We start from the raw sequence: 20,238 nt of genomic DNA on the forward strand, positions 1-20,238 counted from the left end.
CGGCGGCGGGCCGCCGCAAGCCTGCGCGTCCCGTCGTTGCAAATTACCGACACAGCCTCAAACCGCGCCCACCAGCCGGTATCCGACACCCGTTTCGGTGATGATGTGCTCCGGCTGCGCCGGGTCGCGCTCCAGCTTGCCGCGCAGATGCGCCATATAGATGCGCAGATAGTGATGGCTCTCGACATGCGACGGCCCCCACACGTCGCGCAGCAACTGGCGATGCGTCAACACGCGGCCGGCATGGCGCACCAGCGTCGCGAGCAGCCGGTATTCGATCGGCGTCAGATGGACGACGGCGCCGTCGCGGCTCACCTGCCGCAGGGCCAGATCGACGGTCACCGTGCCGAAGCGCACCTGCGGCGATTCGTTGGCGCCGCCCTGATTGCGCCGCCGCATATGCGCGCGAATCCGCGCCAGCAACTCGGACACGCCGAACGGCTTGGTGAGGTAGTCGTCCGCGCCGGCATCGAGCGCGGCGACTTTTTCGCTCTCCTGGGTGCGCGCCGACAGCACGATCACCGGCAGCTCGCTCCAGCCGCGCAGTTCGCGGATGACGTCGAGACCGTCGGTGTCGGGCAGGCCGAGATCGACGATCACCAGATCGGGCTTGCGCGTCGCGGCTTCGACGAGACCCTGCTTGCCGGTTTCGGCGTCGTGCACGACGATGCCCTCGCCTTCCAGCGCCGTTCGCACAAAGCGGCGAATCTGCTTTTCGTCTTCGATCAGGACGACGGTGATGCTGGGGTCACTCATGGCTAGGCTTGGAAAGCGGGTTAGGAGTTGAATCGCTGCCGGTGTCGACGTGAGTCAAGGAATCGGCGCCCTCGTCCTCCAATGCATCCGGTGCGTCGGGCGGCGTTTCCACCGGCAGCGTGAACCAGAAGCGCGCGCCTTCGACACGGCCGTCCGCCGAGACGCGATTGAGCGCGCCGATTGTACCGCCGTGCGCTTCCACGATCGCGCGGCAGATCGCCAGTCCCAGGCCGATGCCCGGCTTGGCCGACTCCTTCTCGCCGCGCGTGAATTTCTCGAACACACGCGCTTCCATGCCGGCGGGCAGGCCCGGGCCGCTATCGTCGACGGTCACGCGCACGAACGACTTGCCGTCCGCGTCGAGACGCTGCGCGCCGATCGTCAGAGGCGTGGCCGGTGCGGTGTATTTGGCGGCGTTCTCGAACAGGTTGGAGAAGAGGCGCTCCATCAGCACGGCGTCGAGGTGCAGCAGCGGCAGATCAGCGGGTAGTTTCACCTGCACCGGATGATTCGCCAGCACGCGTTTGCACGCGCGCAGCGCGGCGCCTACCGTCTCTTCGAGCAGCGTCCATTGCTGATTCAGCTGCAGACTGCCCGCCTGCAGACGCGCCATGTCGAGCAGATTCGTGACGATGCCGGTCATGCGCAGCGCTTCCTCGTGAATCGCTTCGACCAGTTCGCTGTTGGGCTGCGCGTCAGGCGCTTGCGCGAGCATCGACGAGAAGCCGACGATGGTCGTCAACGGCGTGCGCAGATCGTGCGAGATCGCCGACAACAACGAGTTGCGCAAGCGCTCCGACTCCATGTTGACGAGCGCATCTCGCGCGATGTCGACGTAATGCACCCGCTCCAGCGCAAGCGCGATCTGCGCGGCGAACGCGTCGAGCATGCGCTGCTGCTCGGGCACGTCGAGCTCGCCCTCGTCGCGCATCACGACCGCGAGCACGCCGCGCGTGCGCATCGGCGCCTTGAGCGGCAGGTAGAGCGCGGCGGCGGCCGGCAGCGTGTCGGTGCCGTGGCCGGCCGGCTTCTGCTGATCGTAGACCCATTGGCCGACGTCGCTATCGAGCATCTCGCCTTCGAGCGTGATCGCCGCGTCGGGATCCTCGATCTTCTGCTTCACCTGATCGACGCTGTCCGGCAACAGAATCGCCACGCGCGCGCCGAACACCTCGCTCACATGACGGCTGCCGATGCCGACGATCTGTTCCATGGTCAGCGCCGCGGCCAGTTCGCGCGCCATCGCGTACATCGCGCCGGTGCGCTGCTCGCGGCGCCGCGCCACGCTCGCCTCCCGGCGCAGACTCGAGGTGAGATGGCTGATCACCAACGAAGTCAGCAGCATGCCCAAAAAGGTCAGCAGATACTGCGTATCGGAGACCGACAGCGACATGCGCGGCGGCACGAAGAAGAAATCGAATGCGGCCACGCTCATGAACGACAGCAGCACGCCGGGTCCGCGTCCCAGCTTCACCGCGGCGAAGATCACGCCGAGCAGGTACAGCATGACGAGGTTGGTCAGATCGATATGATCGATCAACTGGCTCGCCAGCAGCGTGATGGCCGCGCAGATCAACAGCGCGAAGCCGTAGGCGCGCGGCGGCGAGCGGCGTTCGCGCGCCGCGCTTAGCGCCTCGCGCCATGCGTTCGCGGTGGTGTTCAACAGATGGCGATGCTCACCGCCGTCGCGTTCGGACGAGGCGCGAATCAGCGTGAGATCGAGATCGCCCGCCTTCTCGGCGATACGTTCGCCGAGCGGCCTGCGCAGCCAGCGCTTCACGCCCGTGCGTGCCGAGGCGCCGGCCACCAGCTTCGACACGTTGCGCGCCTGCGCGTAGCCGATCAACGCGACGGCCGCGTCGGCGGCCGCCAGCGTGGCGGTTTCGGCGCCGAGTTCCGCGGCGAGCTTCAACGCGTTCAGCGTGCGTTCGCGGCGCGCATCCGGCAAACGCTGCAACGCAGGCGTCTCGACATAGACGGCGATCCAGTCGGCCTTCAGGCTGGCGGCTAGACGCGCCGCCGCGCGCACCAGCATCGGCGCTTCCGGGCCGGGGCCGACGCACACCAGCAAGCGCTCGCGCGCCTGCCAGATGCGCTGGATCGAACGGTCGGCGCGATATTCCCGCATCTGCGCATCGACGCGATCCGCGGTGCGGCGCAACGCCAGCTCGCGCAGCGCGATCAGATTGCCTTTGCGAAAGAAGTTGCGCACCGCGCGCTCGGCCTGCTGCGGCATATACACCTTGCCGTCGCGCATCCGGTCGAGCAGTTCCTCGGCGGGCAAATCGACCAGCGTGACTTCGTCGGCGCGATCGAACACGCGATCCGGCACCGTCTCCCAGACGCGAATGCCAGTGATCTGGCCGACCACGTCGTTCAGGCTTTCGAGGTGCTGGACGTTGACCGTCGTATAGACGTCGATGCCGGCGTCGAGCAGTTCGTAGACGTCCTGCCAGCGCTTCAGATGCCGTGCGCCCTGCACGTTCGAATGCGCGAGTTCGTCGACGAGAATCAGCGCCGGCTTGCGGGCCAGCGCGGCGTCGAGATCGAACTCGCCGAGCTTGCGGCCGCGATACTCGATATGCGCGAGCGGCAGCACGTCGAGACCGTCGAGCAATGCCGCGGTTTCAGTGCGGCCATGCGTTTCGGCGATGCCGACCACCACGTCCGCGCCTTCATCGTGACGGCGGCGCGCGGCCTGCAACATCGCATAGGTTTTGCCGACGCCCGCCGACGCGCCGAAAAAAATCTTCAGCCTGCCTCGCTGACGTTTTTCTTCGTCGCGTTGCAGCTTGTCGAGCAACTCATCGGGATCGGGGCGGTTCATGCTCAATGGTTTTCATCGTTGGACGAGCGGCGGTGTATGCATGGTGGCACGGCGGCGGCCCGGCCGCAAATAGCGGCCACCGTACACCGCGGTCACCGTACATGGCGTCGCGCCGTCAAAAGGCAAAGGCGGAGTCGCGCGGACGCCGCCTTTGCGAAGCGAAGCGCTGCCGCGTTTCGTCGATCAACCGTGCTTCATCTCGTCCAGCGCCAGGTTCAGTTCCAGCACGTTCACGCGCGGCTCACCCAGAATGCCGAACTGACGGCCGCTCGTATAGCGATCCACCAGCGCCTGCACATCGTTCGCCGCGAGCTTGCGTGTCTTGGCGACGCGCTCGATCTGATAAGCCGCAGCCGCCGGGCTGATCTCGGGATCGAGACCGCTGCCCGACGACGTCACCAGATCGACCGGCACCGGCTTCGACATATCCGTACCCGCCGCTTTCAACGCGTCGAGGCGGCCTTTGATTTCGTCGAGCAACGCCGGGTTGGTCGGGCCGAGATTCGAACCGCTCGAACCCTGCGCGTTATACGGCATCGGGCTGGTGGCCGACAGGCGGCCCCAGAAGTATTGCGGCGCATCGAACTGCTGGCCGATCAGCTTCGAGCCGACCACCTTGCCGTCCTGTTCGAGCATGCTGCCGTTAGCCTGGTCGTTGAAGGCCGCCTGACCGACGGCGGTCATCACCGCGGGATAGGCAAGTCCGGTCACGGCGGTGAGCACCGCGAAAATCACGATCAACGGACGGAACAGATTTTTCATGATGAATAATTCCTCTTGAACTAGCGCTTAGACCCAACCGAACGCGGCCAGCACCATATCGATCAGCTTGATGCCGATGAACGGCACGATGATCCCGCCCAAACCGTAGATCAGCAGATTGCGGCGCAGCAGGATCGCCGCGCCCAGCGCGCGATAACGCACGCCCTTGAGCGCCAGCGGAATCAACAGCACGATGATCAGCGCGTTGAAAATCACCGCCGACATGATGGCCGAGGCCGGCGTGGCCAGGTGCATCACGTTCAGCGCATTCAGCGCCGGATAGGTCGTGGCGAACGCGGCCGGAATGATCGCGAAGTATTTGGCGACGTCGTTGGCAATCGAGAACGTGGTGAGCGAACCGCGCGTCATCAGCATCTGCTTGCCGATCTCGACGATCTCGATCAGCTTGGTCGGATTCGAATCGAGGTCGACCATGTTGCCCGCTTCCTTCGCGGCCTGCGTGCCGGTGTTCATCGCCACCGCGACGTCGGCCTGCGCGAGCGCCGGGGCGTCATTGGTGCCGTCGCCGGTCATTGCGACGAGGCGCCCTTCGGCCTGGTGCGCGCGGATCGTGGCGAGCTTCGCTTCCGGCGTGGCTTCGGCGAGGAAATCGTCGACCCCGGCTTCCGCGGCAATCGCCGCCGCGGTCAGACGGTTGTCGCCCGTCACCATGATGGTCTTGATGCCCATCTTGCGCAGTTCGGCGAAACGTTCCTTGATGCCGCCCTTCACGACGTCCTTCAACTCGATCACGCCGAGCACGCGCGCGCCCTGCTCGCCCTTCTCGGCGACCACCAGCGGCGTGCTGCCGCGCCGCGCGACTTCGGCCACGGCGTTGCTGACTTCGTTGGGGAAACGGCCGCCGTTCGCTTCGACGTAGTTCTTGACCGCATCGGCCGCGCCCTTGCGAATCTCACGGCCCGGCAGATCGACGCCGCTCATGCGCGTTTGCGCCGTGAACGCGAGGAACGTGGCATGCAGCGAGGCCATATCGCGTTGACGGATGTTGAAGCGCTGCTTTGCCAGCACGACGATGCTGCGGCCTTCCGGCGTTTCGTCGGCGAGCGACGACAGTTGTGCGGCATCCGCGAGCGATTCTTCCGTCAAACCCGGCGCCGGCACGAATTGCGAAGCCTGGCGGTTGCCGAGCGTGATGGTGCCGGTCTTGTCGAGCAACAGCACGTCGACGTCGCCGGCCGCTTCCACGGCACGGCCCGACGTCGCGATCACGTTCGCCTGCATCATGCGGCTCATGCCGGCCACGCCGATCGCCGACAACAAACCACCGATCGTGGTCGGAATCAGACACACCAGCAGCGCGACCAACGCGGTGATCGTCACCACGTGGCCAGCCTTCGCGGCTTCGACCGAGAACATCGAGAACGGCAGCAGCGTGGCGGTGGCCAGCAGCATCACGATCGTCAAGGCAACCAGCAGAATCGTCAGGGCGATTTCATTCGGCGTCTTCTGACGCTTCGCGCCTTCCACCATCGCGATCATGCGGTCGAGGAACGCTTCGCCCGGATTCGCCGTGACGCGCACCACGATCCAGTCCGACAGCACGCGCGTGCCGCCCGTCACCGACGAAAAGTCGCCGCCCGATTCGCGGATCACCGGCGCGGATTCGCCCGTGATCGCCGATTCGTCGACCGACGCGACACCGTCGATCACTTCGCCGTCGGCCGGAATTACGTCGCCGGTTTCGACCAGCACCACGTCGCCCTTGCGCAGATCGGAAGCCGTCAGAACGCGGATCGGCGACTTCGGATGCGGCTCGTTGAGCTTCTTGGCCATCACGTCTTTCTTCGCGCTGCGCAGCGACGCGGCCTGGGCCTTCGAACGGCCTTCGGCGAGCGCTTCCGCGAAGTTGGCGAACAGCACCGTGAACCACAGCCACAAGGTGACCGCGAGAATGAAGCCCGCGGGCGCCTCGGCCTGGCCGCCGAGCGCGGCGATCCAGAGAATGGTCGTGAGAATGCTGCCCACGTACACGCAGAACATCACCGGATTGCGGAACTGCGTGCGTGGCGTGAGCTTCTTGAAGGAGTCCACGATCGCCGGGCGCACTAGCGCCGGGTCGAACATGGACCGGGTTGCATTATGTTCAGTCATTGAATCCTCGAATTTCCCGTTTGCGCCTGTTCAGTCATGGGTTCGCAAGGGCCGCCTCAATGGGCGCCCATCATGATCAGATGTTCGACACCAGGACCGAGCGCGAGCGCAGGCACATAAGTCAGCGCGCCGACCAGCAGCACCGTGCCGAGCAACAGCACGACGAACAGCGGTCCGTGCGTGGGCAGCGTGCCGCCCGTCACGCCGATGCGTTTTTTCGCGGCGAGCGAGCCGGCAATCGCGAGCACCGGAACGATCGTGCCGAAGCGGCCGAACCACATCGCGATCGCTGTCAACCAGTTGTAGAACGGCGTGCTCACGGTAAGGCCCGCGAATGCGCTGCCGTTGTTATTGGCGGCCGAACTGAACGCGTAGAGGATTTCGGAGAAACCGTGCGCGCCGGGGTTGGCGATGCCCGCCTTGCCCGCGTCGCTCAACACCGCGATCGACGTACCGACCAGCACCAGCAGCGGCGTGAGCAGCACGACGATCGACACCATCTTCATCTCATACGCTTCGATCTTCTTGCCGACGTATTCCGGCGTGCGGCCGATCATCAGGCCCGCCACGAACACGGCCAGCATCGCGAACACGAGCATCCCGTACATACCGGAACCCACGCCGCCGAAGATCACTTCGCCGAGTTGCATCAGCAGCATCGGATAGAGGCCGCCGATCGGCGTCAGCGAGTCGTGCGTGTTGGCAACCGCGCCGCACGAAGCCGCGGTGGTCGCGACCGTGAAGATGCCCGACTGCGCGATGCCGAAGCGCGTTTCCTTGCCTTCCGCATTGCCGCCCGACTGCAGCGCATTGGCCGACTGATCAACATGCAATGCAGCGATGGCCGGATTGCCGACCTGCTCGGCGCTGATCTCGCCGAACACACAGACGGCAAACGCGATCGTCATGGCGGCGAGCACGGCCACGCCCTGCTTGCGGTCCGCGATCATGCGGCCGAACACCAGCGCCAGCGCCGCGGGAATGATCAGGATCGAGAAGATCTGCAGGAAGTTCGAGAACGGCGTCGGATTTTCATACGGATGCGCCGAGTTGCCGTTAAAGAAGCCGCCACCATTGGTGCCGAGCATCTTGATCGCTTCCTGTGAAGCAACCGGGCCCATTGCGAGGGTCTGGGTCTTCACCGGCGTATCGATCGTCACCGGGTTGCCCTTGGCGTCCTTCACCGGATTGCCTTGCGCGTCGAGCTTCGGTGCGGCGTACGTGGTGGTTTGCAGCGTCGGCACATCTTCATAGGCCTTGAAGTTCTGCACCACGCCCTGGCTCATCAGCAGAGCCGCGACGATGGCCGACATCGGCAGCAATACGTAGAGCGTCACGCGCGTGATGTCGACCCAGAAGTTGCCGATGGTTTGCGCGGTGTGACGCGCGAAGCCGCGAATCAGCGCGACCACCACTACGATGCCGGTGGCCGCCGAAAGGAAGTTCTGCACGGTGAAGCCGAGCATCTGCGTCAGATAGCTGACGGTTTGCTCAGGCGAGTAGTCTTGCCAGTTCGTGTTCGACACGAAACTGACGGCCGTGTTGAATGCGCCGTCGACCGTCATCGGGCCGAACTGCTGTGGGTTGGCCGGCAGCCAGCCTTGCACGCGCAACAGCACGTAGAGGAACGCCACGCCGAGCACGTTGAACGCGATCGTGGCAATCGCGTAGTGCTTCCAGCTCATTTCCGTCGACGAATCGACGCCCGCGATGCGGTACAGGAAACGTTCGACGGGACCGCCGAAGCGGACCACGCGCGAGCTGCCGTCCATCACGGCGCTCAGATAGCGGGACATCGGCACCGCGGCTGCCAGCAGCACGACGATGAAGAGGCCCGCTTGCAGGACATTGTTCGAGTTCATTCAATGTCCTCCGCGCGCAACAGCGCATAGACCAGGTACACAAACAGCAGCGCGGTCGCCGCGCCGGACAACCAGAGAATCCAGTTCATGAGCGTGCTCCCTGCCCACGGCGAAACTGCATCAACTTCTCGCAGCCGATAATCAACGCGAAGGTCAGCGCGGAAAACAGCACCAGCCCCCCGACATACAGCACATCCATTTTTGGTCTCCATTCACGGACTTTGGATAGCCGCAACGTTATGCCGAACCGTGTAAAGGGCTGGTCAAAGATGGGGTGGCGTATATAAAAATCGCGTAAACGGACAAGGCCGTTCCATCCTGCGATGGAACGGCCTTATGCTTGCTGGGCGTGGTTTTGCGGCGTGCCGCGTCGGTTCGGCCTGGGCCGTGGCGCTGCCGCGAACGAGCGCGGTTTTTATACGACGGTTGCCGGCGCGCTCATGTCATGGGCGTTACGGCAACAGCACCGTCGAGCCCGTCGTGCGGCGCCCTTCGAGATCCGCGTGCGCTTTCCCGACATCCGCCAGCGCATAACGCTGGTTGATGCTTGTCTTCACCTTGCCCGACACCAGCACGTCGAACAGTTCGGTGGACATCGCCTCGTAGTCGCTGCGTTTGGCGATGTAGGTAAAGAGCGTCGGGCGCGTGAAGAACAGCGAACCGCGTCCGGCGAATTCCGACGAGTCGATCGGCGGCAACGGCCCCGATGCATTGCCGAAGCTCACGAACATGCCGAGCGGCGCGAGACAATCGAGCGAGGCCGTAAACGTGTCTTTACCGATCGAGTCGTATACCACCGGCACGCCCGCGCCGTTGGTAATCTCGCGCACGCGCTTGGTGAAGTTCTCGCGCGTGTAGACAATCGCGTGATCGCAGCCGTGCGCCGTGGCGATCTCCGCTTTTTCATCCGAGCCGACCGTGCCGATCACCGTCGCGCCGAGCGCCTTCGCCCACTGGCACACCAGCAGACCCACGCCGCCCGCCGCGGCCTGAATCAGGATCGTGTCGCCGGCTTTCACGGGATACGTGCGGCGCAGCAGATATTGCGCGGTCAGGCCTTGCAGCATCACCGAGGCGGCCTGCTCGTCGCTCAGGGCGTCGGGCACCTTCACGACCTGCGCGGCCGGCAGCACGCGTTCCTGCGCGTATGCGCCGGGCGGACGCCCCACGTAGGCGATGCGGTCGCCCACCTTCAGACCGGTCACGCCCGAGCCGAGCGCCGTCACTTCGCCGGCCGCCTCCATGCCGAGCCCGCCGGGCAACGGCAACGGATACAGACCCTTGCGGAAGTACACGTCGATATAGTTCAGCCCGACCGCCGTCTGCCTGACGCGGATCTCGCCCGCGCCCGGCTCACCGACTTCGACGTCGACCCACTTCATCACTTCGGGGCCGCCGGTTTTATCGAATCGGATTGCTTTGACCATCATGTCTCCTTGAGGTTGGGTGTCGCTTGATCGGGTCGTGAGTGCGAGCTCAAATCTGTTGCGTGAGGCGCAAGGTCAGCGAGTCGAGCACCATGCGCGCCGTCGAAATGTTGGTCGCGCACGGAATGTTGTGCACGTCGCACGCGCGGACCAGCGCATTGATGTCCGGCTCGTGCGGCTGCGGCGTCATCGGGTCGCGCAGGAAGATCACCATGTCCACGCGCCCTTCCGCGAGTTGCGCGCCGATCTGCAGGTCGCCGCCGTGCGGGCCGGACAGCATCCGCTCGACCGTGAGGCCGTGCGCGTCGGCGATGCGCCCGCCGGTCGTGCCGGTCGCCACGATGTCGCAGCGCCGCAGCGTGTCGACGTATTCGCCGGCCAGTTTGACGATGTCGTCCTTTTTATGATCGTGCGCGATCAGCGCGATACGGGTGGTCATGACGTAAGACTCCTGAAACCGTTGTGATTGTCGTTGTTGTGGTGATGCTTTAGGACGTGCCGTTCAGAACGTGCCGGGATAGGCGCCGCCGTCGATCAGCCAGTTCTGCCCGGTGATATAGCCGGCATGCACGCTGCACAGGAAGGCACAGGCGGCGCCGAATTCCTCCCGTGTGCCGAAACGGCCGGCGGGAATCGTCTTCGTGCGCTGCTTGCGCGCGTCGTCGACGGAAATGTTTTGCGCCTTGGCTTGCGCCTCGAAGGTGACGCCGATGCGATCGGTGTCGAACAGCCCCGGCAGCAGGTTGTTGATCGTCACGCCGGTGGGCGCGACCTTGCGCGCGAGTCCCGCGACAAAACCGGTCAGCCCCGAGCGTGCGCCGTTGGACAACCCGAGCACGTCGATCGGCGCCTTCACCGCCGAACTCGTAATGTTGACGATGCGCCCATAACCGTTCGCGCTCATCGAATCGATGGTCGCGCGAATCAGCTCGATCGGCGTGAGCATGTTGCTCTCGAGCGCGCGGATCCAGTCGTCATGCGTGAAGTCGCGGAAGTCGCCCGGCGGCGGGCCACCTGCGTTATTGACCAGAATGTCCGGCTGAGGGCAAACGGCGAGCGCCGCGGCACGCCCTTCCGGTATGGTGATGTCGCAGGCCACCGTCTTCACCTCGACGCCGCTTTGCTTGCGAATCTCCGCCGCGGTCGCCTCCAGCGTCTCGGCGGTGCGCGCGACGATCGTCAGGTTGACGCCTTCGGCGGCGAGCGCTTCCGCGCAGCCGCGCCCCAAACCCTTGCTGGCCGCGCAGACCAGCGCGGTGCGTCCTGCGATTCCCATGTCCATCAGTGTTCTCCTCGTGAAGTTGTGCCTCGTGAGAAAACGCCGGGCCGCCCCAGGTTCTCTCCGTCCGGGCGTCTGGCGCGAAGCGACGGCTCTGGATGCCCTCTCGCGGCAAAGTTTCCCCGATTCTAGAAGAATCGGTGCCGGACTGCGCCGGGCCGCTGCAATCTCCGGTATCTTCGGGCGGCACTCTTTCGGTAAACTTGCGCCGTGGCGCGTCCGCCTACCAGCCGGTTCACCGGCCACGCGGCGCGCCGAACCGATCCCTCTAGCCGCCCCGTGCGCACCCGCCATGACCCAGGACAGCCGTTTTCCCAATCTCTTCATCCTCGATCACCCGCTGATCCAGCACAAGCTGTCGCATATGCGCGACCGGGATACCTCGACTCGCACGTTCCGCGAACTGCTGCGTGAAATCACGCTGCTGATGGGCTACGAAATCACCCGCAATCTGCCCATGACCACGCGCCGCCTCACCACGCCGCTCGTCGAGATCGACGCGCCGGTGATCGCCGGCAAGAAGCTGGCGATCGTGCCGGTGCTGCGGGCCGGCATCGGCATGTCGGACGGCCTGCTGGAGCTGGTGCCGTCGGCGCGGGTGGGGCACATCGGCGTGTATCGCGCCGAGGACCATCGGCCGGTCGAATATCTGGTGCGCCTGCCGGATCTCGAAGATCGCGTGTTCATCCTGTGCGATCCGATGGTCGCGACCGGCTATTCCGCCGTGCACGCGGTCGACGTGCTCAAGCGCCGCAACGTCGCTGGCGAGAACATCATGTTCCTCGCGCTGGTCGCCGCGCCCGAAGGCGTGCAGGTGTTCCAGGACGCCCATCCGGACGTCAAGCTGTATGTCGCGTCGCTCGATTCGCATCTGAACGAGCACGCGTACATCGTCCCGGGTCTCGGCGACGCCGGCGACCGCCTGTTCGGCACGAAAAACTGAAAGCGGCCTGAAAACTGCGTGACGGCGTGCATCAGACGCCGCTGTTGCGCACTTTTCGCAGCGTTTGCCGTTATCTCGTCCTCTGCCGCACCCCTGCGGCGTGATAAAATTCGAATCCGCTCAAAGAGCGGCTCAACTCGCACCACCGCCTGGCGCCCCGCGCCTTTCGCGGGGCCTGGCAGGCCGGCGCGGCGTTTGCCGCGTGCCAGCCGCACCGCCCCGTCCCAATCGCGCTGCCGACCCGCGGTCCCGCTAGCCGGGCCCGGCTGGGCGTGATCAGGCTCGAAACGCTTGGGTTCCGGACGGTTAGTCACGAACAGTTGAGCTGGACAGTCAGGCAGCGGACGGTTTGACATCGAGGCGCACAACAAGCAACCGCGCGCAAACACGCGCAAGCGCCCGACATCGCAACGACAATTGCACAATGCGTGCGCCCCACTGGCGCGCGCGATGGAGAAAGGTATGGCGGGTCATTCGAAATGGGCCAACATCAAGCATAAGAAAGCAGCGGCCGACGCCAAGCGCGGCAAGGTCTGGACGCGGCTCATCAAGGAAATCCAGGTCGCGGCGCGCATGGGCGGCGGCGACATCGACTCGAACCCGCGCCTACGGCTCGCCGTCGAAAAGGCCTACGACGCCAACATGCCGAAAGATAACGTCAACCGCGCAATCCAGCGTGGCGTGGGCGGCGTGGACGGCGCAAGCTACGAAGAAATCCGCTACGAAGGCTACGGCATCGGCGGCGCGGCGGTGATCGTCGACACCATGACCGACAACCGCACGCGTACGGTGGCGGAAGTGCGTCACGCGTTCTCGAAGAACGGCGGCAACATGGGCACGGACGGCTCGGTGGCGTTCATGTTCGATCACGTCGGCCAGTTCCTGTTCGCGCCCGGCACGCCGGAAGACAAGCTGATGGAAGCCGCGCTAGAAGCCGGCGCCGACGACGTCGTCACGAATGAAGACGGCAGTATCGAAGTGCTGTGCCCGCCGAACGATTTCCCGAAGGTGAAGTCCGCGCTGGAAGCCGTGGGTTTCAAGGCCGAGTTGGCCGAGGTGACGATGAAACCTCAGACGGAAGTCGAGTTCACCGGCGACGACGCAGTGAAAATGCAGAAGCTGCTCGACGCGCTGGAGAATCTGGACGACGTGCAGGAAGTCTATACAAACGCCGCGATCGCCGACGAATGAGCGCGCCCCGGCGGCGCGTGGCGCGTGCATTTGCATCGCACCACGCCCGCGCCGCCGGCTGGCCCTCGCGTTGCTGCTGAGCGGGCGTGAGTGTGGTCATGCACCGCGCGTCCACCCGGGTTCGTACTGCGCCCCGCGCCGCCAACGGCTGCTGCGGGCTCAATGCGAACCTTGTTGTCATTCCACGGCTGAGCGTGCTGCGTCAGCCGTTTATGGTTTTTAAGTCTCGGGGATTCAAATGAAGTTACTCGTCGTCGGTTCCGGCGGTCGCGAACATGCGCTCGCATGGAAGCTCGCGCAATCGCCGCGGGTTCAGCTCGTCTACGTGGCTCCTGGCAACGGCGGCACCGCCCAGGACGAGCGTCTGCGCAACGTCGACATCACCGAGCCGGCTGCGCTCGCCGATTTCGTCGAACAGGAACAGATCGCCTTCACGCTGGTCGGGCCGGAAGCGCCGCTCGCGGCCGGCATCGTCAATCTGTTTCGCTCGCGCGGTCTGAAGATTTTCGGACCGACCAAGGAAGCCGCTCAGCTCGAAAGCTCGAAGGACTTCGCCAAGGCATTCATGAAGCGCCACGCGATCCCGACGGCCGAATACGAAACCTTCGCCGACGTCGCCGCCGCGCACGCGTACCTCGACGCCAAGGGCGCGCCGATCGTCATCAAGGCCGACGGTCTCGCCGCGGGCAAGGGCGTGGTGGTCGCGCAAACGCTGGAAGAAGCGCACGCCGCGGTCGATATGATGCTGTCGGACAACAAGCTCGGCGACGCCGGCGCGCGTGTCGTGATCGAGGAGTTCCTCGCCGGCGAGGAAGCGAGCTTCATCGTGATGGTCGACGGCAAGCATGTGTTGCCGCTCGCCTCGAGCCAGGACCACAAGCGTCTGCTCGACGGCGACCAGGGCCCGAACACGGGCGGCATGGGCGCCTATTCGCCCGCGCCGATCGTCACGCCGCAACTGCATGCCCGCGTGATGCGCGAAATCATCCTGCCGACGGTGCGCGGCATGGAAAAGGAAGGCATCCGCTACACCGGCTTCCTGTACGCGGGTCTGATGATCGACGCGCAAGGCAACCCGAAAACGCTCGAATTCAACTGCCGCATGGGCGACCCCGAAACGCAGCCGATCATGGCGCGTCTGAAGGGCGACTATTCGAAGGTGGTCGAGCAGGCCATCGCCGGCACGCTCGATACGGTGGAACTGGAGTGGGACCGCCGCACCGCGCTCGGTGTCGTGCTCGCCGCGTACAACTATCCGGACACGCCGCGCAAGGGCGACCGCATCAACGACATTCCGGCTGAAACCGCGGATTCGGTCACGTTCCACGCCGGCACCACGTTGGCGGACGGCAAGCTGACCACCTCGGGCGGCCGCGTGCTGTGCGTGGTGGGTCTCGCGGATTCGGTGCGCAGCGCGCAGTCGGTCGCGTACGAAACGATCAACCAGATCTCGTTCGACGGTATGCAGTATCGCCGCGACATCGGCTACCGCGCGCTGAACCGCAAGCACGACGCCAAGACCGAAGGCAAGCACTAAGCCATAACCCCCACTCGCCCGCGTGCGGCGCCAACGGCGCTACACTGCGGGTTTTCGCGGCGGTTCCTGAGCCCACCGCACCATGTGGGCCGATATGGGCTGACCGGAGCCGGCAGCATCCCGCCCGGCGCGAAAAACCGTATGGCCGCGCCTTCGCAGGTTCCACCCTGACGCGGGCCCGGCCATCGTCCTTCACGAAGAACCCGCGGCACGACGAGCGTGCCGCCCTCAGCATCTGCATTCATGACCGATTCGAGCTACGACGCACAGGCCGTGCGCAGCTGGCTGCAAGGCCTGCAAACGCATATCGCGGACACGCTCGGCGCGTTCGACGGCACGCCGTTCGCCACCGACGCATGGCAGCGCGCGCCCGGTGAGAAGCTGCGCGGCGGCGGCTACACGCGGATTCTGGAAGGCGGCAACTTCTTCGAGCGGGCCGGCATCGGTTTTTCGGACGTCGCCGGCGACGCCTTGCCCGGCTCGGCGAGCGCCGCGCGTCCGCAACTGGCCGGCCGCGGTTTCGAAGCGATGGGCGTGTCACTCGTGCTGCATCCGCACAATCCGCACTGCCCGACTGTGCATATGAATGTGCGTCTCCTGATCGCGACCAAGGCCGGCGAAGAGCCGGTGTTCTGGTTCGGCGGCGGCATGGATCTGACGCCGTACTACGGCTACGAGGAAGACGCGCAGCATTTCCATCGCACCTGCCGCGACGCGCTGCAGCCTTATGGCGCGGACCTCTACCCGAGCTTCAAGCGCTGGTGCGACGAGTATTTCTTCCTCAAGCACCGCAACGAAGCGCGCGGCATCGGCGGGATTTTCTTCGACGATTTCTCGGCGCCGGGCTTCGATCAATCGTTCGCGATGCTCAGGAGCGTCGGCGACGCGTTCCTCAAAGCGTACCTGCCGATCATCGAAAAGCGCCGCAACATTCCGTACGGTCAAGCCGAGCGTGATTTCCAGGCGTACCGGCGCGGGCGCTACGTCGAGTTCAATCTGGTCTTCGACCGTGGCACACTGTTTGGGCTGCAGAGCGGCGGACGCACGGAATCGATCCTGATGTCCATGCCGCCTGTGGTGAACTGGCGCTACAACTGGCATCCCGAACCGGGCACGCCGGAAGCGCGTCTTTATAGCGATTTTCTCGTGCCGCGCGAGTGGGTGTGACGGGCCGCGCCCGCACCTCGCCCGAATCGTCACGACAAAGGATCTTCACCTGAAGCCGAACGCTCATCCTGTTGCCCTGCCTCGCCGGATCGGACTGCTCGGCGGCACTTTCGATCCGATCCACGACGGCCACCTCGCGCTCGCGCGGCGTTTCGCGCACGTGCTGCAACTGACCGAGCTCGTGCTGCTGCCGGCCGGCCAGCCCTGGCAGAAATCGGACGTCTCGCCGGCCGTGCATCGTCTGGCCATGACGCGCGCGGCGGCCAGCGAACTGGTGCTGCCGGGCGCGACCGTGCGCGTCGCGACCGACGAGATCGATCACGACGGCCCGACTTATACGATCGACACGCTGCAACGCTGGCGTGAACGCGAAGGTAAGGACGCATCCATTGCGCTCCTGATCGGCGCGGATCAACTGGTGCATCTCGACACATGGCGCGACTGGCGGCGCCTGTTCGACTTCGCCCATATCTGCGCGGCCACCCGGCCCGGTTTCGACCTCGCTTCGATTCCGCCGGTAGTCGCACAAGAAATCGACGCGCGCCGTGCCCGCGCCGACGTTCTGCAAGCCACGCCCTGCGGCCACTTGCTGATCGATACGACGCTTGCGTTCAACGTTTCGGCCACCGACATTCGCGCGCATCTGCGCGAGCAGGTGAACCGGCGGCTCGCCCTCGCGGGCGGCGAACAGCAAGACCAGGCGGCGAGCCATGTCCCCACCGCGGTGTGGGACTATATTCTTCAACATCATCTGTACCACCGGTAAACCCATGGATATTCGCAAACTGCAACGCGTGATCGTCGACGCTCTCGAAGACGTCAAGGCGCAAGACATCAAGGTGTTCAACACCAGCCACCTGACCGCGCTGTTCGATCGCGTGATCGTCGCGAGCGGCACCTCGAACCGGCAAACCAAGGCGCTCGCTTCGAGCGTGCGCGAGAGCGTCAAGGAAGCCGGCGGCGACATCGTCAGCACCGAGGGCGAGGACGTCGGCGAATGGGTGCTGGTGGATTGCGGCGACGCGATCGTGCACATCCTGCAGCCGGCTCTGCGCCAGTACTACAACCTGGAGGAAATCTGGGGCGACAAGCCGGTGCGCATCAAGTTGTCCACGCCGGACCCGTTCGGCGGCGCGCGTTCGAGCGAACCCGATGAAGACGAGGACGAAGACGAAGCAGCGCCGGCGGTGAAGAAGCCCGCGCGCAAGACGGCCGCACGCCGCAAGTAAGCAGGCGGGCTTGGGGCGACTACATCGTCCTGGTCCGCGATTACATTCGCGATTCGATCCGTCATGAAACTGCATATCCTCGCCGTCGGCCACAAGATGCCGGACTGGATCGCCACCGGCTTCGACGAATACGCGAAGCGCATGCCGCCCGAGCTGCGCATCGAACTGCGCGAAATCAAACCCGAGCAGCGTTCGTCGGGACGGCCGGCGGAAAGCGTGATGGCCGCCGAGCGGCTGAAAATCGAAGCCGCGTTGCCGAAGAACGCGCGCATTGTCGCGCTCGATGAACGCGGCAAGGACTGGACCACCATGCAGCTCGCCGGCGCCCTGCCCGGCTGGCAGCAGGACGGCCGCGACGTGGCGTTCCTGATCGGCGGCGCCGACGGGCTCGACCCGGATCTGAAAGCGCGCGCCGATATGCTGTTGCGCGTCTCCAGCCTGACTTTGCCGCACGCGATGGTCCGCGTGCTGCTTGCCGAACAGCTTTACCGCGCGTGGACCATCACGCAAAATCACCCCTATCATCGCGTGTGAGCGGACGAGGCGACGTGGAGAGCGCGCGGCTTTGTCGCGTGTTTCCAGCCGTGCCTTCCAGTTGCGCTCTCCGGTCGCATCACCGGCGCTGAGTGACCTGCATGTCGACATGCGCTTTGCCATGCGTGTGTCGATAGCGTTCACGACACGCTGATCGACGCTCGACCGGCACGCTCGCCGAACCCTCATACAATCCGCTTCATCGAGACCTGTTCATGTCCACGTCCGTCGCTTCGCTGCATCCGTTCGTCTATCTCGCCTCGCAGAGTCCACGCCGCCAGGAGTTGCTGCAACAGCTCGGCGTGCGTTTCGAACTGCTGCTGCCGCGCCCCGATGAAGACGCCGAAGCGCTCGAAGCCGAGTTGCCCGGCGAGCGCGCGCACGACTATGTGCAGCGGGTGTGCGTCGCCAAGGCGCATGCGGCACGCGCGCGCCTCGTAGCCGGCGGCCATGCCGCACGGCCGATTCTGGTTGCGGATACAACCGTCACGATCGACGACGCGATTCTCGGCAAGCCCGTCGATGCCGACGACGCCGTCGCAATGCTCAAGCGACTCGCCGGCCGCGACCACGAAGTGCTGACCGCCGTGGCCGTGGTCGATGCCGAGGGCGCGTTGCTGCCGGCCGCGCTATCCGTGTCGAAGGTGCGTTTTGCTGCACTGCACGCAGACGCGATCCGCCGCTATGCGGCGAGCGGCGAGCCGCTCGGCAAGGCGGGCGCGTATGGTGTGCAGGGGCGCGCCGCGGAGTTTATCGAGCATATCGACGGGTCCTATTCAGGTATCATGGGTTTGCCGCTTTTTGAATGTGCTGCCCTCCTGCGTGCAGCGCGCATCGACTTCTAAAATAACACCATGAATGAAGAAATCCTGATCAATGTCACGCCGCAGGAAACGCGCGTCGCGCTGGTCCAGCAAGGCGCCGTCCAGGAACTTCACGTCGAGCGAACACTGTCGCGTGGCCGCGTCGGCAACGTCTATCTTGGCAAGGTTGTACGCGTGTTGCCGGGCATGCAATCCGCCTTCATCGACATCGGTCTCGAACGCGCCGCGTTCCTTCATGTGGCCGACATCTGGCATCCGCGCATTGCCGGCGAACCGCAACATCAGACGCCGCATCAGCCGATCGAAAAGATCGTCTTCGAAGGCCAGACGCTGATGGTGCAGGTCGTGAAGGATCCGATCGGCACCAAGGGCGCGCGACTGTCCACGCAAGTGAGCATTGCCGGGCGCACGCTCGTGTATCTGCCGCAGGAGCCGCATATCGGCATCTCGCAGAAGATCGAGAGCGAAGCCGAACGTGAAGCCGTGCGCGCGCGTCTGACCGCCGTGCTGCCCGCCGACGAGAAAGGCGGCTACATTGTGCGCACCATCGCGGAAGATGCGACCAGCGAAGAGTTGGCCGGCGACGTCGCGTATCTGCGCAAGACGTGGGCGACGATTCTCTCGCAAGGGCAGCGCATGCCGCCCACGAGCCTGCTATATCAGGATCTGAATCTCGCGCAACGCGTGCTGCGCGATTTCGTCAACGATGAAAGCTCGCGCATTCAGGTCGACTCGCGCGAGACGTATCAGATGCTGGCCGATTTCGCGGCCGAGTTCACGCCGGCCGTGTCGTCGAAACTGCATCACTACACCGGCGAGCGGCCCCTCTTCGATCTGTACAACATCGAGGCGGAAATTCAGCGCGCGTTGTCGCGCCGGGTGGATCTGAAGTCGGGCGGCTACCTTGTGATCGACCAGACCGAAGCGATGACGACCATCGACGTGAACACCGGCGGTTACGTCGGCGCACGCAACTTCGACGATACGATCTTCAAGACCAACCTCGAAGCCGCGCACACCATTGCGCGGCAATTACGTCTGCGCAATCTGGGCGGCGTGATCATTATCGACTTCATCGATATGGAAAACGTCGAGCACCGCGACCAGGTGCTGGGCGAATTGAAGAAGGCGTTGTCGCGCGATCGCACGCGTGTGACGGTGAATGGGTTCTCGCAGCTCGGGCTTGTGGAGATGACACGCAAGCGTACGCGTGAGTCTCTTGCGCATGTGTTGTGCGAGCCTTGTCCGGTTTGTCAGGGGAAGGGGCAGGTCAAGACGCCGCGCACGGTGTGTTACGACGTGCTGCGCGAGATTCTGCGCGAGTCGCGGCAGTTCAATCCGCGCGAATTTCGGGTGGTGGCGTCGCAGCAGGTGATCGATCTGTTTCTCGAGGAAGAGTCGCAGCATCTGGCGATGCTGATTGATTTCATCGGCAAGCCGGTGTCGCTGCAGGTGGAGTCGAATTTGAGTCAGGAGCAGTACGATATTGTGCTGATGTAAGTTGGTTACGCCGTAGGGTATCGTGCGCCGAACGCGGTAGCCGATACCCGCAATGATGAAAACGACCGCCGAGCAATTCGGCGGAGCCTTGTCTCAACAAGGCGGTTCATTGGTTGCGTCGCGGTGATGGATCGAAATACCTCCGCCGCGCGACAAAGGTCTTGTTCATGTCGGATCACTCTCTACATATTCGACCAATCCCCAAATATCGGACTCCAACTATCTGCCTGGTTGACGCCGTCACGGACAATAGATCCTGGCAATAGGCGGCACAGAACTGAAAACCGA

At 64.6% G+C, this 20,238-nt stretch carries 19 protein-coding genes; 9 read left to right on the plus strand and 10 right to left on the minus strand.

All coding sequences use genetic code 11. From position 1 onward, the window contains the following. Positions 1–57: 57 nt before the first annotated feature. The 10 genes from kdpE to PQR42_RS31620 form a co-directional block, all read right to left on the minus strand. A complete protein-coding gene (kdpE, locus tag PQR42_RS31575) occupies positions 58–756 on the minus strand; it encodes a two-component system response regulator KdpE (RefSeq protein WP_132375283.1) in 699 nt (232 codons plus the stop codon). Continuing rightward, positions 749–3,583 (minus strand): DUF4118 domain-containing protein, encoded by a 2,835-nt coding sequence (locus PQR42_RS31580; protein WP_408388352.1) that lies wholly within the window; start codon positions 3,581–3,583, stop codon positions 749–751. The genes kdpE and PQR42_RS31580 overlap by 8 nt, the downstream gene beginning before the upstream one ends. 183 nt (positions 3,584–3,766) lie before the next feature. Continuing rightward, a complete protein-coding gene (gene kdpC / locus PQR42_RS31585; RefSeq protein ID WP_408214474.1) occupies positions 3,767–4,345 on the minus strand; it encodes a potassium-transporting ATPase subunit KdpC in 579 nt (192 codons plus the stop codon). 27 nt (positions 4,346–4,372) lie between these two features. Next, positions 4,373–6,457 (minus strand): potassium-transporting ATPase subunit KdpB, encoded by a 2,085-nt coding sequence (kdpB, locus tag PQR42_RS31590; RefSeq protein WP_408214472.1) that lies wholly within the window; start codon positions 6,455–6,457, stop codon positions 4,373–4,375. A 56-nt stretch (positions 6,458–6,513) separates the two neighbouring features. Further along, entirely contained in the window at positions 6,514–8,319 is a 1,806-nt protein-coding gene (gene kdpA / locus PQR42_RS31595) for a potassium-transporting ATPase subunit KdpA (RefSeq protein ID WP_408388354.1), read from the minus strand. Then, the gene (kdpF, locus tag PQR42_RS31600; protein ID WP_011487462.1) at positions 8,316–8,408 is read right to left on the minus strand and encodes a K(+)-transporting ATPase subunit F; all 93 of its coding nucleotides are present in this window, start codon (positions 8,406–8,408) and stop codon (positions 8,316–8,318) included. The genes kdpA and kdpF overlap by 4 nt, the downstream gene beginning before the upstream one ends. Beyond that, positions 8,405–8,518, minus strand: coding sequence for a potassium ABC transporter ATPase (locus tag PQR42_RS31605; RefSeq protein WP_132375289.1), 114 nt, complete (start codon positions 8,516–8,518; stop codon positions 8,405–8,407). Before PQR42_RS31605 ends, kdpF begins: the two co-directional genes overlap by 4 nt. A 253-nt stretch (positions 8,519–8,771) precedes the next feature. Next, the gene (locus tag PQR42_RS31610; RefSeq protein ID WP_408214656.1) at positions 8,772–9,746 is read right to left on the minus strand and encodes a quinone oxidoreductase family protein; all 975 of its coding nucleotides are present in this window, start codon (positions 9,744–9,746) and stop codon (positions 8,772–8,774) included. A gap of 49 nt (positions 9,747–9,795) precedes the next feature. After that, positions 9,796–10,185, minus strand: a complete 390-nt coding sequence (locus PQR42_RS31615) for a methylglyoxal synthase (RefSeq protein WP_408214467.1) — start codon at positions 10,183–10,185, stop codon at positions 9,796–9,798. 63 nt (positions 10,186–10,248) lie between these two features. Beyond that, a complete protein-coding gene (locus tag PQR42_RS31620; RefSeq protein WP_408388356.1) occupies positions 10,249–11,028 on the minus strand; it encodes an SDR family oxidoreductase in 780 nt (259 codons plus the stop codon). Positions 11,029–11,317: 289 nt separating this feature from the next. On the opposite strand from PQR42_RS31620, the gene upp reads away from it, so the two are divergent. The 9 genes from upp (at position 11,318) to rng (ending at position 19,950) form a co-directional block, all read left to right on the plus strand. Further along, entirely contained in the window at positions 11,318–11,968 is a 651-nt protein-coding gene (gene upp / locus PQR42_RS31625) for a uracil phosphoribosyltransferase (RefSeq protein ID WP_012432337.1), read from the plus strand. Between the two features lie 462 nt (positions 11,969–12,430). Continuing rightward, positions 12,431–13,159: a YebC/PmpR family DNA-binding transcriptional regulator gene (locus PQR42_RS31630; protein ID WP_408214462.1), complete on the plus strand. Its 729-nt coding sequence runs from the start codon at positions 12,431–12,433 to the stop codon at positions 13,157–13,159. Between the two features lie 238 nt (positions 13,160–13,397). Next, entirely contained in the window at positions 13,398–14,696 is a 1,299-nt protein-coding gene (gene purD, locus PQR42_RS31635; protein ID WP_408214459.1) for a phosphoribosylamine--glycine ligase, read from the plus strand. A 243-nt stretch (positions 14,697–14,939) separates the two neighbouring features. Continuing rightward, positions 14,940–15,863 carry an oxygen-dependent coproporphyrinogen oxidase gene (gene hemF, locus PQR42_RS31640; RefSeq protein WP_408214456.1) on the plus strand — a complete coding sequence of 308 codons (924 nt, stop codon included), beginning with the start codon at positions 14,940–14,942 and terminating at the stop codon, positions 15,861–15,863. A 49-nt stretch (positions 15,864–15,912) separates the two neighbouring features. Beyond that, on the plus strand, positions 15,913–16,629 hold the full coding sequence (locus tag PQR42_RS31645; protein WP_408388461.1) for a nicotinate-nucleotide adenylyltransferase: 717 nt from the start codon (positions 15,913–15,915) through the stop codon (positions 16,627–16,629). 4 nt (positions 16,630–16,633) lie between these two features. Next, positions 16,634–17,092: a ribosome silencing factor gene (gene rsfS, locus PQR42_RS31650; RefSeq protein WP_408214453.1), complete on the plus strand. Its 459-nt coding sequence runs from the start codon at positions 16,634–16,636 to the stop codon at positions 17,090–17,092. A gap of 63 nt (positions 17,093–17,155) precedes the next feature. Next, positions 17,156–17,626, plus strand: coding sequence for a 23S rRNA (pseudouridine(1915)-N(3))-methyltransferase RlmH (rlmH, locus tag PQR42_RS31655; protein ID WP_091795971.1), 471 nt, complete (start codon positions 17,156–17,158; stop codon positions 17,624–17,626). 215 nt (positions 17,627–17,841) lie between these two features. Next, the gene (locus PQR42_RS31660; RefSeq protein WP_408388358.1) at positions 17,842–18,471 is read left to right on the plus strand and encodes a Maf family protein; all 630 of its coding nucleotides are present in this window, start codon (positions 17,842–17,844) and stop codon (positions 18,469–18,471) included. 9 nt (positions 18,472–18,480) lie between these two features. Further along, the gene (gene rng, locus PQR42_RS31665; protein WP_012432329.1) at positions 18,481–19,950 is read left to right on the plus strand and encodes a ribonuclease G; all 1,470 of its coding nucleotides are present in this window, start codon (positions 18,481–18,483) and stop codon (positions 19,948–19,950) included. Positions 19,951–20,238 lie beyond the last annotated feature (288 nt).

The organism is Paraburkholderia sediminicola (assembly GCF_046027355.1).
Lineage (GTDB): Bacteria > Pseudomonadota > Gammaproteobacteria > Burkholderiales > Burkholderiaceae > Paraburkholderia > Paraburkholderia sediminicola_B.

Coding starts and splice junctions, on each gene's coding strand:
- kdpE (WP_132375283.1), bottom strand. CDS start 756: ATGAGTGACCCCAGCATCACCGTCGTCCTGATCGAAGACGAAAAGCAG.
- PQR42_RS31580 (WP_408388352.1), bottom strand. CDS start 3,583: ATGAACCGCCCCGATCCCGATGAGTTGCTCGACAAGCTGCAACGCGAC.
- kdpC (WP_408214474.1), bottom strand. CDS start 4,345: ATGAAAAATCTGTTCCGTCCGTTGATCGTGATTTTCGCGGTGCTCACC.
- kdpB (WP_408214472.1), bottom strand. CDS start 6,457: ATGACTGAACATAATGCAACCCGGTCCATGTTCGACCCGGCGCTAGTG.
- kdpA (WP_408388354.1), bottom strand. CDS start 8,319: ATGAACTCGAACAATGTCCTGCAAGCGGGCCTCTTCATCGTCGTGCTG.
- kdpF (WP_011487462.1), bottom strand. CDS start 8,408: ATGAACTGGATTCTCTGGTTGTCCGGCGCGGCGACCGCGCTGCTGTTT.
- PQR42_RS31605 (WP_132375289.1), bottom strand. CDS start 8,518: ATGGATGTGCTGTATGTCGGGGGGCTGGTGCTGTTTTCCGCGCTGACC.
- PQR42_RS31610 (WP_408214656.1), bottom strand. CDS start 9,746: ATGGTCAAAGCAATCCGATTCGATAAAACCGGCGGCCCCGAAGTGATG.
- PQR42_RS31615 (WP_408214467.1), bottom strand. CDS start 10,185: ATGACCACCCGTATCGCGCTGATCGCGCACGATCATAAAAAGGACGAC.
- PQR42_RS31620 (WP_408388356.1), bottom strand. CDS start 11,028: ATGGACATGGGAATCGCAGGACGCACCGCGCTGGTCTGCGCGGCCAGC.
- upp (WP_012432337.1), top strand. CDS start 11,318: ATGACCCAGGACAGCCGTTTTCCCAATCTCTTCATCCTCGATCACCCG.
- PQR42_RS31630 (WP_408214462.1), top strand. CDS start 12,431: ATGGCGGGTCATTCGAAATGGGCCAACATCAAGCATAAGAAAGCAGCG.
- purD (WP_408214459.1), top strand. CDS start 13,398: ATGAAGTTACTCGTCGTCGGTTCCGGCGGTCGCGAACATGCGCTCGCA.
- hemF (WP_408214456.1), top strand. CDS start 14,940: ATGACCGATTCGAGCTACGACGCACAGGCCGTGCGCAGCTGGCTGCAA.
- rsfS (WP_408214453.1), top strand. CDS start 16,634: ATGGATATTCGCAAACTGCAACGCGTGATCGTCGACGCTCTCGAAGAC.
- rlmH (WP_091795971.1), top strand. CDS start 17,156: ATGAAACTGCATATCCTCGCCGTCGGCCACAAGATGCCGGACTGGATC.
- PQR42_RS31660 (WP_408388358.1), top strand. CDS start 17,842: ATGTCCACGTCCGTCGCTTCGCTGCATCCGTTCGTCTATCTCGCCTCG.
- rng (WP_012432329.1), top strand. CDS start 18,481: ATGAATGAAGAAATCCTGATCAATGTCACGCCGCAGGAAACGCGCGTC.